The organism is Thiocapsa bogorovii (genome assembly GCF_021228795.1).
GTDB classification, from domain to species: Bacteria; Pseudomonadota; Gammaproteobacteria; order Chromatiales; family Chromatiaceae; genus Thiocapsa; species Thiocapsa bogorovii.
Window position 1 is genome coordinate 5,124,158 of record NZ_CP089309.1, and the last position, 12,302, is coordinate 5,136,459.

Genomic DNA, 12,302 nt, shown 5'->3' on the forward strand with positions numbered 1-12,302 from the left:
AAGGCGGAGTTCGGCCCCTGCGTTCTTAAACGTCGAGCGCCGCCCCGTTCCTTCGCAGCCATTCCTTCCGCTCCCGGAAATCGGGTAGGACCTTGTCGACCTCGTTCCAGAATGCGTCCGTATGGTCGCGGTGGTGGAAGTGGCAAAGCTCGTGGACCAGGATGTAGTCGATGACGGTCTGAGGAGCCATCATGCACTTCCAGTGAAAGGCGAGCTTGCCGGAGGCCGAGCACGAGGCCCACCGGTGTCCAAGCTCCTTGACCTCGATGCCTGCCGGCTCGACGCCCACCTTGGGGGCGAAGTAGCCGACACGGCTGCGCAGTCGCTCGGTGCCCTTGGCGGTATGGTAATCCCGGAACGCGGATTTGGCCGCCGCCATCTCGCCATGGTCAACGAGGTCGCGCCGCAGCGTGAAGCGGCCATTCTTGAGCTAAAGCTTCTCTGCCTGGTCGGCGACCAGCAGAAGACGGTAAGCCCGCCCCAGGTACAGAAACCCCTCGCCGTTCATGTATTCGCGCAGCACCCCCAGTCGGCTTGAGATCCTGCCACTAGGCGAGGCTCCGGCAGATCCAGTATTGTTTGGACGCGACGGAAGATCTCTTCGAATCGCCTGCCACCTTCGGAGCCGAAGCGCTGCAGCTCGACGCGGTTCGAGCCGTCCGAAAGGGTCGGCAACAGCGTCCAATGCGCGACCGGGGAGACCGGCCAAGGCGATCCCTCGGATGCAAACGCCGACCGCGTGGACGGACTCGATACCGGCGATGCTCCGCGCCGTCTCTTGCTATTTGAGCTGCGCGACCGAGAGCTTGCGCAGCGTCGCCCGCCGCTTGACGTAATGCTCGTCCATGCGTCCGATGATGCCGTCGAGGAAACGGACGGTCTCGACGATGTTCGGCCCCTTGTTGAGCATGGCGCATTCGGCCTGGATGCTCATGGCGGCGTCCGAGACCTCCGCGCGCGACGGTGCCCCCTTCTTGGCCATGCCCTCGAGGATCTGGGTGGCCCAGATCACCGGGACATGCGCCGCCTCGCAGAGCCAGAGGATCTCCTGCTGCACCTCGGAGAGGCGCTCGAAGCCGACTTCGACCGCCAGATCGCCCCGCGCGATCATGATCCCGACGGGAGGCGAGTTGAGGCTTGCGAGCAGGATCCGCGGGAGGTTCTCGAAGGCCTGACGGTTTTCGATCTTGAGCACGACGCCGAGACGGTTGGCGCCGAGTCGGTAGAGCGCGTCGTGCAGATGCTCGACATCCTCGGGCCCGCGCACGAAGGACAGCGCGACCATGTCGGCAAACTTGACGACTGCCGGCAGGTCCTCGAGGTCTTTCTCGGTCAGGGCGGACATCTCGAGCGCGGTGTCGGGGAAGTTGATGCCCTTCTCGGCGCGCAGCTTGGCGCCCTGCGGCCCGGTATGGGTGATCTTGACCCGGATGCGCTGGCCGTCGTTTTCTTGAACAAGGCCGCCGATCTTTCCGTCGTCGAACCAAACCCGGTGTCCGTGCGCGACCTGCTCGAACGCCGCATCGAGGGTGCAGTGGATCTGTGCCGGCGCGACGATGCGACCGGATGCGTCCCGCTCGGCGTCCGTACCGGGTTCGTCGTCACGGGTCAAAATCAGGGTGTCTCCGGGCAGGAGGCCGATGGGGTTGACCACCTCGGGGATCCCGACGATGCGCCCTTCCCCGATCGACTTGCCGTCGCGCAGGCCCGTCACCGGTGTCTCGTCCTGAATATAGGCGGTCCGCTCGGTTTCGGCGATGAATGATCGACCGGCCGTCTCGACGATCTTCAGCTCATGGTTTTGACCGCGCGTGTCGGTCAGAGCAATACAATCGCCGACAGCGAGCCGCTCGAGCAGACCGCACTCGATCCGCAGGGTGTAGCGAATATCGCCGGGGGGCGGCTCGGCCGCTGCCGCTGTAGTCAGCCAAATACAAGCGGGCCTAGCGATGCGACCGAAGACATCCCGCTCGGGCGCCAATCGTTTCACCCGCCCGCTCGCGCGAATGGCGCCCGTGCGGAGCTTCGGACCGGCTAGGTCGGCCTGCACGCGACAGCTGCGCCCGACGACGCGCTCTGCGCGGCGCAGGTTTTCCACCATCGCGAACCAGGCATCCGGACCGTCGTGCGCGCAGTTGATGCGCATGACATCCATCCCGGCAATGAGGAGATCCTGGACCAGTTGCGCATCCGAGGCCGCTTCACTGGGCATGGTCACCATGATGCGAACGAATCGGTCCCGCGGCTCGGGACCCAGGAGCGCACGGGTATGATCCCGAAGCAACAAGGGGCCGGTACGGAAATCCACCGGCGGCTCCGGCGCCGGACCGAGATCCTTGCCGCTGAGCTGCTCCAAGATGGCCATGACCGAGTTGAGGCTGGCCAGGGCATGGGGCTCCAGGACGCCGAGCGACGAGAGCCCCAAGGCGCCGAGGTCCTGCTGCAGACTGCGGATGTCGTGTTGACGAATACTCAGATAGTGAAGGAAGTTGCGTGCGCTGTCGCGATGGCTGGGCTCGACCTTCTCGATCTCGGCCTCGTAGGCTCGCTCGAACTCGACGGCACCCTCGCGGAGGGTGGCGAGTTGGGCGATCGGTCTTTCCAACTGTCGGGATGTCGGGGTCGTGGTCATGGGGCGGGTGCCTGCGCGTTGGATCTTGGCCGCGCGGTGACGGCCGAATCCGGAGAACATAGGGCAGATGTGTTTCAGTTGTGTGATCCTGCTGCGAGGCGGGGGCTGCCGCAGCGGCACCGATCGAGGCTGATCCGCAGGGGTTGTCATCACCTGCGAAATACCCTCGAGCCGGACCGGCGCAGCGAGGTGTGCGGGTTGGGGTCGTCCCCGAGGAGGCGAGCTCAGTCTCCGGCCTGGATCGTCAGACAGCAGGCAAAAGATAGTCGGGTGCGCCGTTTCCTTTCAGGAGACGTGCAAGGCGCTTTTTGAGCTTCGGGATCGTAAACAGCATGCCGAGGCTGTGTTTGCGCGCGTCCTTGACCAGCGTGGAGGGGTCGAAATAGGCCTTGGCGTTGTCGACGGACAGCACGAAGGGCGGTCGGCCCTCACGCGCCAGGACGTAGCTCATAATCAGGGAGCCGGTGCGGTGGTTGCCTTCGAGAAAGAGCTGTGGACGACTCAGGATGTAGACGTAGAGACCGGCCGCGCGAAACCAGACCTTCTCGTCCCGGTGACGCGCGAGCCATTCCATAAAACCGCCGATGCCGGCACCCTCATGCTGGTAGAAGTGCCGCTCGGTCGAGGCGATATGCGTGGAGAACTCACGGCGCCTCTCGACATCCTGTCCGCACAACACGCAGGTATTGAGCTCCAACAGCCATTGCGAGTGTCCGACTTCGAAGGGGTCGAGCCCGCTCGCCAAGGCGTCGTCGACCATTCGGTAGCCGGCCATCATGTTCCGGCGCACCCTGTCGGTCATCGGATCCCGGGGTGTGCTCAGGGTCAGGTTGATCTGCTCGAAATCGGCCTGAACGGCGCGCAGGGACGTGTCGATTGCGCTCAAATTTAGACGCATGGGTTCCATGGCGCGATCTCCGGAGTCAGAACGGCCGGTCCCGCTGGCAGCGGTGCGGAGTTTGCGCGGGACGACCCTATGCGCGCGGGGCACACGGCTCGGGGCATCGACGGATCGATCCCTGGATCGACCTGCTTCGCCTAGCGGATCGTATCGAGGGCGCGTGTCGCTGCGGAGACGATGTTGGTCGGAAGCGGAATGTAGCCCAATGCCTCGGCGATCGGCTGTCCCTCGTTCAGGGCCCAGGTCACGGCAGCCTTCAGCGCCGCCGCCTTCTCGGGCTCCGGATAGGCGCCATAGAGCAAGAGCCAAGACAGACTGACGATGGGGTAGGCATCCGGCGCATCCGGATCGGGAACGAAGAGCCGCAGGTTCTCGGGCATGCGCTCCGCCGCTGCCGCTTCGAGTGTGCGCCGCCCGCTCGCGGCATCCGGCTTGACGAAATTGCCGGCCTGATTCTGCAGGGTCGCCATCGGCAGTCCCAGGCGCTTTGCAAAGAAGTATTCGACGTAGCCGATCGAGCCATGGCTGATCTTGATCTTGTGCGCGACCCCCTCGTTGCCGGTACCCGTCATGGCGCCGCCCGGCCAATCGAGCAGGGTTCCGACCCCAGGCCCCTCATTGCGCCAAGCCGGTTTGATGGTGCCCAGATGGTTGGTGAAGACGAAGGTGGTGCCGGAGCTGTCGCCACGCACGACGGTCTGGATGAGTTTCGACGGCAGCCCGAGATCCGGATTGGCTGCGACGATCCGCGGATCGTCCCACTTCCAGATCCTGCCCTTGAAGATGTCGACGTAGACGTCCCGAGGCAGACGCAGCTCCCCGTCGATCCCGGGCAGGTTGTAGGCGAGCACCACCATGCCGGCAGTCACCGGGATCAGCCTGGCGCCGCGGCTCACCTGAGCCATCTGCTCGTCCGTCATCGCCGAGTCGCTGGCACCGAAATCGACCGTCTCGGCGATGAAGCGTTTGACGCCCTCGCCGCTGCCCACGCCTTCATAGCTGAAACGCGCGTCGGATTGCTCCGCGTTGTAACGGCCGATCCACTCCTGGTAGAGCGGCTCGGGGAAGGTTGCGCCGGCCCCCGTGATGTGCAGCCCGGTCGGGGAATCCGCCGTCGATTCCGTAGATTCCGTCGACTCCCCGCCGCACGCCGCCAACAGGACCGAAACAAAGAGCGCCGAAACGGCGCGTGTGACCCCAAGAAACCTCGTCATGGCCCGTCCTCGTGAACTGAAACTGATGTGCGAAGGCGCCGCGCCCGCATGGGGCAGGGCGGGTGCGCGTCCGCAGGATCAACTGAACTCGCCGGAGACGTATTGCTTGGTGAGCTCCTCTTGGGGATCCTCGAAGATCCGGCGGGTCTCGCCCATCTCGACCAGGTAGCCGGTGCGTCCGCCTTGCGAGATATCCACGCCGAAAAAGGCGGTGGTATCGGCCACGCGAGTCGCTTGCTGCATGTTGTGCGTGACCAGGGCGACCGTGTAGCGCTCCTTGAGCTCGAGCATGAGCTGCTCGACCTGACGGGTTGCGATGGGGTCGAGCGCCGAGCAGGGCTCGTCCATCAGCAGGACATCGGGCTCGGTCGCGATCGCCCGGGCGATGCACAGCCGCTGCTGTTGACCGCCGGAGAGGGAGAGGCCGCTCTTGTTTAACTTGTCCTTGACCTCTTTCCAGAGTGCGGCGCGCTCCAGGGCCTTTTGCACGCGCTCCTCGATATCGCCCTTGTAGCGGTTCAGCCGCAGCCCGAAGGCGACGTTGTCGAAGATGCTCATCGAGAACGGGTTCGGCTGCTGAAAGACCATCCCGATATAGCGCCGGACGACAACCGGGTCGACATTCTTCCCGTAGACGTCTTGCCCGTGGTACTTGACGTGGCCTTCGAATCGAAAGATCGGGATCAGATCGTTCATCCGATTGAGGCTGCGCAGCACCGTACTCTTGCCGCAGCCGGAGGGGCCGATGAAGCCCGTGATCTTGCCCTTCTCGATCGGGACATTGCTGTTGCGCACGGCGAGAAAATCGCCGTAGAACACCTTCTGGAGCTGACAGTCGATCACGGTCGGGCCGACCGGCGTGAAAGCCGCTGCTCGCGGCGCCATTGCTTCAGCTGTTGCGCTCATGACTGATACCTCGGGATTGGGTTACACCTTGGACTGCCCGATGAGGCGCGCCAGGATATTGAAGACAAGGACGATCAGGACCAGCACCAGGGATGCGGCCCAGGCGAGCTCGATCTGGTTGTCGAACGGCATGGCCGAGAAGTTGTAGATGAGGATGGACAGCGAGGCGGTCGGCTCCATCAGCTCGGACATGAAGTAGTTGCTGAAGAGTGCCGTGAAGAGCAGCGGAGCGGACTCGCCCGCTGCACCGGCAACCGCAAGCATGATGCCGGTCAGGATGCCGGGCAGGCCGGTCGGCAGCACCACCTTCCAGATCACCTGACTGCGGGTGCAGCCCATCCCGAAGGCGGCATCGGTCATCTTCTGCGGCACCTGCTTCATGGACTCCTCGGCGGCCAGCACGACTGTCGGCAGCATGAGGACCGCAAGTGCCACACCGCCGGCGACCGCCGAGTAGCCGAAGTTGATGACCAACACCGCGTAGGTGAAGACACCCGCCAGGATCGACGGGAAGCCGGTCAGGGTCTTCGCCACGAAGCGCGCCGTTCCCGCCAACGGGCTGTGGGGATCGAGGATCGCAAGATAGATGGCCGCGAGCAGACCGATCGGGACGCTGATCGCGGTCGCGATGGCGACCATCACCAAGGTGCCGATGATGGCGTTTGCGAAACCGCCGCCCATCTCGAAGCCGGCCGGCGGCAGCGAGGTCAACGCCTCGATGTCCAGGCGGGCGCCGCCCTGGGTCACCAGCATAATGATGACCGAGAAGAGCGGGATGCTGCCAAGGATGGCGATGCCCCAGGTCAGGCCCGTCAGGATTCCGCTGGTGAGTGCCCGCAGCTCGAAAGGTCGGCGCTCCAGGCTCAACCGCTGTATGTCCTGCGGCCGGGATGTCAAGTCGATGTCGCTCATGCCTTGCCCTCGAACTTGCGAACGGTGTATTGCTGGATGCCCAGCCCGACAACGTTGACGACCAGTGTGATCAAGAGGAGCACCACGGCGGCATACATGAGCGCCTGGACCTCGATCTGGCCGGCCTCCGGGAAGCTCGAGGCCAGGAGAGAGGCCAGCGTGTTCGCCGGGGCGAACAGCGACAGGTTGATCTGGTTGCTGTTGCCGATGAGCATCGCCAGGGCCATGGTCTCGCCGAGCGCGCGTCCGAAACCCAGAACCAACGCCGCCAGGATCCCGGAGGAGGCGGTCGGCAACATCACCTTGAGAATGGCTTCCCAGCGAGTCGTGCCCATCCCGTAGGCCGCTTCCTTGACCTTGTAGGGGATGCGCCGGAAGGCATCGACCGTGATGGCGGCGACCGTCGGCAGGATCATGATGGCGAGCACCAAGGCCGCGGGCGCCATGCCGGGACCGCTCAGCTCGGTCCCGAAGATCGGGACAAAACCGAGCTCGCTATGCAGCCATTCGGCGACGGGGCGCAGCATCGGGATGACGACATAGATGCCCCAGAGACCGTAAACCACGGAAGGAATCGCGGCCAACAACTCGACGATGGTCCGAAAGACCGCGGCGAGGCGGGCGTGGATGAAGTCCTGGGTCAGGAAGATGGCGATCGCAACGCCGAAGGTTCCGCCTAGGATCAGCGCCAAAAAGGAGCTGTAGAGCGTTCCCCAGATCTCGGGCAGGACGCCGAATTCCTGAGTGCCGACATTCCAGGTCGTCCCCGAGACGAAGCTCAATCCGTGCTGCGCCATGGCCGGCAATGCCAGGCCACCGATCTCCCAGAGGATGAAGAGAATCAGGAGGATGATGAGCGCCGCACAAGACAGCGCGATGATGCGAAAGACTGAGTCGGCGAGGTAATCGCTCCCGGAGGGTGGTCCGGAAACGCTGCTTGCCGAGTCGGCATGCTCGAATGGATTCAGGGCCATGGGTTTGTATCTGCCTGGATGTGCGTCGATCTGAACGATGGACCTGCGGTCTCCTCAGCCTCGTCGGGCGGATCGAATGCGGTGGCTCCGCCCGTATGGGTCGCCTGTGAGGGCGATCCGGACGGAGGATCCGCATGGGCGCTCATGCCGGCTCACCCCATGTGAACCGGCGCGCCCCATCCCCCCGACATGCTCCGAAGACCCGGATCCTGTCCCGCTAAGCAAGGGTTCAACAACAAGTGATCCGACTTGGCCCCTCCCCCCCTCGCGGGAGAGTTTGGTGAGAGGGGAGAACGAACCGGAATGGCTCAGTTGTTTTTGAACCGTTACTAAACCGCGTCCAGAGCGACAAGCGTCATTTTCACTTTGTGTCGGGATTAGGGATTTTTCCTAACCTCGTGGAGACGTGGTTTAGAACTTTAGATTTTTTAGAACTTTAAACCGCGCCGTCTCCGACAATCGTCGAGTCTGCCGGGGCCGATCCCGTCCAAAAACATCACATGCCGTACCGGGCGCGGTTTAAAGGACTACTGGATCAGCGCAGAGACCTCGCGGACCTTCTCGACCACGTTTGCGGGCAGCGGGATATAGCCCATCGAATCCGCGCTCTTCTGACCTTCGGTCAAGCAATACTCGACGAGGTCACGCGCGACCTGCGCCTTCTCGGCGTCCTGCGTCTCCGGGAAGATGAGCCAGGTGTAGCTGACGATCGGATAGGCCTCGTCGCCGGCGGGATCCATGATCCAGGCGCGCAGATCCGGAACCTCCGAACCCGGCAGGTTGCCGGCGGGGAACTCGGCGGTCGCCAACGCCGCAGCGCCGCTCTCGGCACCGGCTGCGACGAATTTGCCGTCTTGGTTTTCGAGGATGGCGCTCGGGGCCTTCGTCAGCTTTGCGAAACCATATTCGACATAGCCGATGGCCCCGGGGGTCTGTTTCACCGTTGCGGTGACGCCGTCGTTTTTCGGTGCCTTGACGAACGTCGTGCTCTTCGGCCACTGCGGCGACTTCCCTTGGCCGATCGTGGTCTTGAAGGACTCGCTGACGGCGGAGAGATGTCCGCTGAAGACATAGGTCGTGCCGGAGGAGTCGGAGCGGACGACGACCGTGATGTCGTCGTCGGGCAGCTCGACACCCGGATTGGCTGCGGTGATCTTCGGATCGTTCCACTTCGTGATCTCGCCCGAGAAGATGGCCGGATAGACGTCGCGCGGGAGCTTCAGCTCCTCGACACCATCGAGGTTGTAGGTCAGAACGACCTCGCCCGCGGTCATGGGCAGCAGCACGACGCCGCTCTTGGCCTGCGCGATCTCCTCGTCGCTCATGGCGGCGTCGCTGCCCGCGAAATCGACGACCTGGTTGACGAAATCCTGGATGCCGGCGCCGCTGCCCTTGGACTGGTAGTCGACCCGCACGCCCTTGTTCGCGGCACTGAAATCCTTGAACCATTTGGCGTAGATGGGTGCCGGAAAGCTCGCGCCCGAGCCCATGAGCTTGACGTCGGCAAAGACGGCGGGCGAGAAGGCGGCGGCCGAAAGGCCCCCGGCGATCGCGACTGTCTTGAGTAGAGATGAGATTTGCATGAGAAAAAAACCTCCAGGTCGGACCGTGTCGGGTGTGATGGTCGGGTGTGATGAATCGACCGAGTAAGATTGTCCCGAAAGTGTCTGCCAAATCCGTGACGGCGACGTGATGATTAGGTGACGGTTCTGCGAAGGGTTGTGTTTGGCGTGGGCTTAACCGCGTCCGGAGCGCTAGGAATCGTTTTCAGTGTGCGTTTGGCTTCGGAGATACCCTTGATCCCGGTGAGGTTCGGTTTGGATCAGGCCGTTTCGTTTCGGGAGACCAGCCGGATCCAACTCGCCAGCCCGAGCTTTGCCGGCCCGAGCTTCGTTTGATAAAGCAGCCCGGCAATCAAGGCGGTGAAGGGAGCGACCGTGATGAGCCCGAAGCTACCGACCAGGATGTTGAGTGTCTCGGCGGCGACGAAGGGCGCGTTGAGGATGTTCTCCGCCGGCAGGCCTTTGGCCATGAAGAGCAGGAACATGCAGATGTGACTGCTCGAATAGGCGAGCAGCAGCGTGGTCGTCATGGTACCGATGACTGCGCGACCGACGCGCAGCCCCGACGCGATATGCTCCAACACGCCGATATCCGGTTGACTCAGCTTGATCTCCTCCATGCTTGCGGCGATGTCCATCGCCAAATCCATGACCGCGCCCGATGAGGCGATGAAGACACTGGCGATGAAGATATCGGTGAGTCGCAACTCGTAATAGCCCGAGTAGAGAAGCGACTCTGCGAAGGGGCGGATGGCGCCGTGCAGGTTGAATGCATGCGCGAACCAGACGGCGAGGCCGCAGGTCAGCAAGACGCCGAGCATGGATCCCGAAAAGGTCGCGATGCCGCGTCTGGTCAGTCCGCCGACCGAGAAGGTCACGACGCCGGTCAAGACGGCGACCACAGCAAGACCGGTCGGGATCGGCGGATAGCCGAGGAGCAGAAGCGGGAAATAGAGCTTCCAGAGAACCAGTGCCGCAAAGACAAAGGAGAGTGCGGCCTTCAGTCCGGTGACCCCGGCAACTCCGATCAGCAGAGCCACGAAGCAGCCGATGAGCAGCAACTGCATCTGTAGTCGATAGTGACCGCGGGCCATGCCGTGGGCCGGCTGCCCGTCGAGGAGATCGTATTCGACCAGGATGACCGAGCCCGTTTCGTAGAATTCGTCGAGTTCCAGCTTGCCGGTGAGCATGTTGGTGACGGCGATCTCCTCGCCTTTGGCCGGTCCGTCGAGCAATCGGACGGACAAGACCTGGGCCTCGGTCTTGATGATGAGGTTCGTGCGGACGCGACTGTTGTCGACGTCGACGATCAGTCCACGCGCATGAAGTCCGCGCTCGGCCGGCGGGCCTGGCGGTGCCAAATCCAGGTTGAACAGGAGGATGCAGACGACGGCGATGACCGCGGCAAAGAGCCATTCGCGACCTATTCTCGACACGGAGCGATACCTCGAATACAAGGATCTGAAACACGAAAAAGGCGCCGCGAAGGCGGCGCCGGGGCGCGGCGGGTTCGATCTAACCCGTCGTTGCGATCAAGGGCATGTTTTCGTGACCGGCATCTCGGGCAAACGCATGATCTTGGCGAGGCGCTTGGCGATGTCCGTGTTGTCGTAGAAGCCCGCCAAGCGCTCGGCAGCCCATCCCTGTGCGTACAGGGGTACGGGTACGCCGGTGTGGGAGTAGGACGTCCAGCCGATGCTGGCGCGCTCGTTGAGCAGATGGGTGATGGTGACGATGACCGGCTCGTAGCCGCCGTAGAGGAGCTTGTTCTCGTCCGTGCTGTTGTCATCGGCGCCGCACATGGACTTGTCATAGGCGTCTTCGAGCTTCTCCTTCTGATAGGTGTTCAGATCTGCCCAATCGAGGCCGAAGACATCGGCGATGAGTCCGAGCATGACCGTATCCTGCTCGAGGTTGTTCGATGCCTGCCAGCCGTCGCCCGCGCAGATGCTCTCGCTGTTGGCGGCCTTGTGCTCGGCCCATTGGTTCGCTTGGAAGTGCTCGTAGCTGTTCTTCTGACCGAGCAAACGATCGTAATAGGCCGTATAGGCGGTCGTCGCATGGCCGACGGTCATGCCGCCGGTCTCGTGATCGCCCGTGACGACGATGAGGGTTTCGTTCGGATGCCGGCTGGCGAACTCGATGGCGACCCCGACCGCGGCGTCGAAATCCAAGATGTCGCCGATATTGGCGACCGCGTCGTTCGCATGGCCGGCCCAGTCGATCTTGCCGCCTTCGACCATCAGGAAGAAGCCTTTGCGGGCCGAGCCGCGCTCCTTGTCCCAGCGTTTCTTCGGGCGATCTTCGAGATTGGCGATCGCGACCTCGACCATCTCCTTCAGCGAGAGATTGCCCTCCGGGCGGTCGATGGCGTACGGCATGGCAGAGCTGCGATCGAGTGTGGGGTTGATCGCGACCACCTTGTCCATCGGTTGAGTCTTGAGCGACAAGATGGACGAGCGGTCGTTGAGGACCGTGTAGCCGTTGGCGCTCAGCAGATTCCAAATATTATTGTCGGTATCGCCCGAGCGCGCTGGTCCCTCCGGTGCGACCAAACCGCCGCCGCCGAAAAACTCGTACCCGCTCTCGGCCAGCTGAGTCGCGATGTTGTTCATCAAGCCGCGATTCGTCACGCTGGCGTAATAGGTGGCCGGTGTTGCGTGATTCAGAGAGACGCTGCTGATCACCCCGACCTTCCTGCCGCTTTCGTGGGCGAGCTCGGCGATGCTCTTGTAACAGACCGATTGCGTCTCGGGGTCCATGTTGATCACGCCGCTCTTGGTCTTGAGCCCACTCGCGAAGGCCGTCGCCGAGGATGCCGAGTCCGTCATCAAGGCGTAGGCATCATAGGTCGTCTGCATGCCCGCAACGGGCATTTTGGTCATGTTGAGCCGGTTCTCTGGGCGCATGAGGTCTTCCGCGACCGTCGCCTCCCCGCCGTTGATGGTCGTCAAATAGGCCTCGGTGGCTTGGATCTGGGTATTCGACATGCCGTCGCCGAGGAAGAAGAACACATACTTCGGCAGCGCCGCGCTTGCCGATGTCGCTGCTGCAAGCAACGCGGTGGCGGACAGACTGAGGATCAGATGTCGGTGTTTCACTTGCCTTCTCTCTACTTCTCGTCATAGTTGGCCCTGGATGGACGGGGCCGGCGGACCGTTCCGGGGGCGACCGAGGTGTCTGGCGCTTCCCGAATGGCAC

At 63.1% G+C, this 12,302-nt stretch carries 10 protein-coding genes; all 10 read right to left on the reverse strand.

Annotation, left to right across the window (positions count from 1 at the left end; translation table 11 throughout):
- Window positions 1–25: 25 nt before the first annotated feature.
- The 10 genes from LT988_RS22855 to LT988_RS22900 all read right to left on the reverse strand — a co-directional run bounded on the left by LT988_RS22855 (window position 26) and on the right by LT988_RS22900 (window position 12,202).
- The gene (locus tag LT988_RS22855; protein ID WP_232407816.1) at window positions 26–379 is read right to left on the reverse strand and encodes a M48 family metallopeptidase; all 354 of its coding nucleotides are present in this window, start codon (window positions 377–379) and stop codon (window positions 26–28) included.
- Window positions 380–781: 402 nt separating this feature from the next.
- Window positions 782–2,692, reverse strand: a complete 1,911-nt coding sequence (locus LT988_RS22860; RefSeq protein ID WP_332460502.1) for a pyruvate kinase — start codon at window positions 2,690–2,692, stop codon at window positions 782–784.
- A gap of 184 nt (window positions 2,693–2,876) precedes the next feature.
- Window positions 2,877–3,539 carry a hypothetical protein gene (locus LT988_RS22865; RefSeq protein WP_232407818.1) on the reverse strand — a complete coding sequence of 221 codons (663 nt, stop codon included), beginning with the start codon at window positions 3,537–3,539 and terminating at the stop codon, window positions 2,877–2,879.
- A 131-nt stretch (window positions 3,540–3,670) separates the two neighbouring features.
- Window positions 3,671–4,747: a phosphate ABC transporter substrate-binding protein PstS gene (gene pstS, locus LT988_RS22870; protein WP_232407819.1), complete on the reverse strand. Its 1,077-nt coding sequence runs from the start codon at window positions 4,745–4,747 to the stop codon at window positions 3,671–3,673.
- A gap of 78 nt (window positions 4,748–4,825) precedes the next feature.
- Window positions 4,826–5,653, reverse strand: a complete 828-nt coding sequence (gene pstB / locus LT988_RS22875) for a phosphate ABC transporter ATP-binding protein PstB (RefSeq protein ID WP_232407820.1) — start codon at window positions 5,651–5,653, stop codon at window positions 4,826–4,828.
- Between the two features lie 21 nt (window positions 5,654–5,674).
- Window positions 5,675–6,565 (reverse strand): phosphate ABC transporter permease PstA, encoded by an 891-nt coding sequence (pstA, locus tag LT988_RS22880; protein ID WP_232407821.1) that lies wholly within the window; start codon window positions 6,563–6,565, stop codon window positions 5,675–5,677.
- Window positions 6,562–7,539 (reverse strand): phosphate ABC transporter permease subunit PstC, encoded by a 978-nt coding sequence (pstC, locus tag LT988_RS22885; RefSeq protein ID WP_232407822.1) that lies wholly within the window; start codon window positions 7,537–7,539, stop codon window positions 6,562–6,564. Before pstC ends, pstA begins: the two co-directional genes overlap by 4 nt.
- Window positions 7,540–8,066: 527 nt before the next feature.
- The gene (pstS, locus tag LT988_RS22890; RefSeq protein ID WP_232407823.1) at window positions 8,067–9,122 is read right to left on the reverse strand and encodes a phosphate ABC transporter substrate-binding protein PstS; all 1,056 of its coding nucleotides are present in this window, start codon (window positions 9,120–9,122) and stop codon (window positions 8,067–8,069) included.
- Window positions 9,123–9,361: 239 nt separating this feature from the next.
- Window positions 9,362–10,537: a YibE/F family protein gene (locus LT988_RS22895; protein ID WP_232407824.1), complete on the reverse strand. Its 1,176-nt coding sequence runs from the start codon at window positions 10,535–10,537 to the stop codon at window positions 9,362–9,364.
- Window positions 10,538–10,633: 96 nt separating this feature from the next.
- Window positions 10,634–12,202 carry an alkaline phosphatase gene (locus LT988_RS22900; protein WP_232407825.1) on the reverse strand — a complete coding sequence of 523 codons (1,569 nt, stop codon included), beginning with the start codon at window positions 12,200–12,202 and terminating at the stop codon, window positions 10,634–10,636.
- Between the last annotated feature and the right edge of the window lie 100 nt (window positions 12,203–12,302).

What these genes read in the sequence shown, in the direction of transcription:
- pstB (WP_232407820.1), bottom strand. Translation starts at nt 5,653, where the DNA reads ATGAGCGCAACAGCTGAAGCAATGGCGCCGCGAGCAGCGGCTTTCACG.
- LT988_RS22865 (WP_232407818.1), bottom strand. Translation starts at nt 3,539, where the DNA reads ATGGAACCCATGCGTCTAAATTTGAGCGCAATCGACACGTCCCTGCGC.
- LT988_RS22860 (WP_332460502.1), bottom strand. Translation starts at nt 2,692, where the DNA reads ATGTTCTCCGGATTCGGCCGTCACCGCGCGGCCAAGATCCAACGCGCA.
- pstA (WP_232407821.1), bottom strand. Translation starts at nt 6,565, where the DNA reads ATGAGCGACATCGACTTGACATCCCGGCCGCAGGACATACAGCGGTTG.
- LT988_RS22855 (WP_232407816.1), bottom strand. Translation starts at nt 379, where the DNA reads ATGGCGGCGGCCAAATCCGCGTTCCGGGATTACCATACCGCCAAGGGC.
- pstS (WP_232407823.1), bottom strand. Translation starts at nt 9,122, where the DNA reads ATGCAAATCTCATCTCTACTCAAGACAGTCGCGATCGCCGGGGGCCTT.
- pstS (WP_232407819.1), bottom strand. Translation starts at nt 4,747, where the DNA reads ATGACGAGGTTTCTTGGGGTCACACGCGCCGTTTCGGCGCTCTTTGTT.
- pstC (WP_232407822.1), bottom strand. Translation starts at nt 7,539, where the DNA reads ATGGCCCTGAATCCATTCGAGCATGCCGACTCGGCAAGCAGCGTTTCC.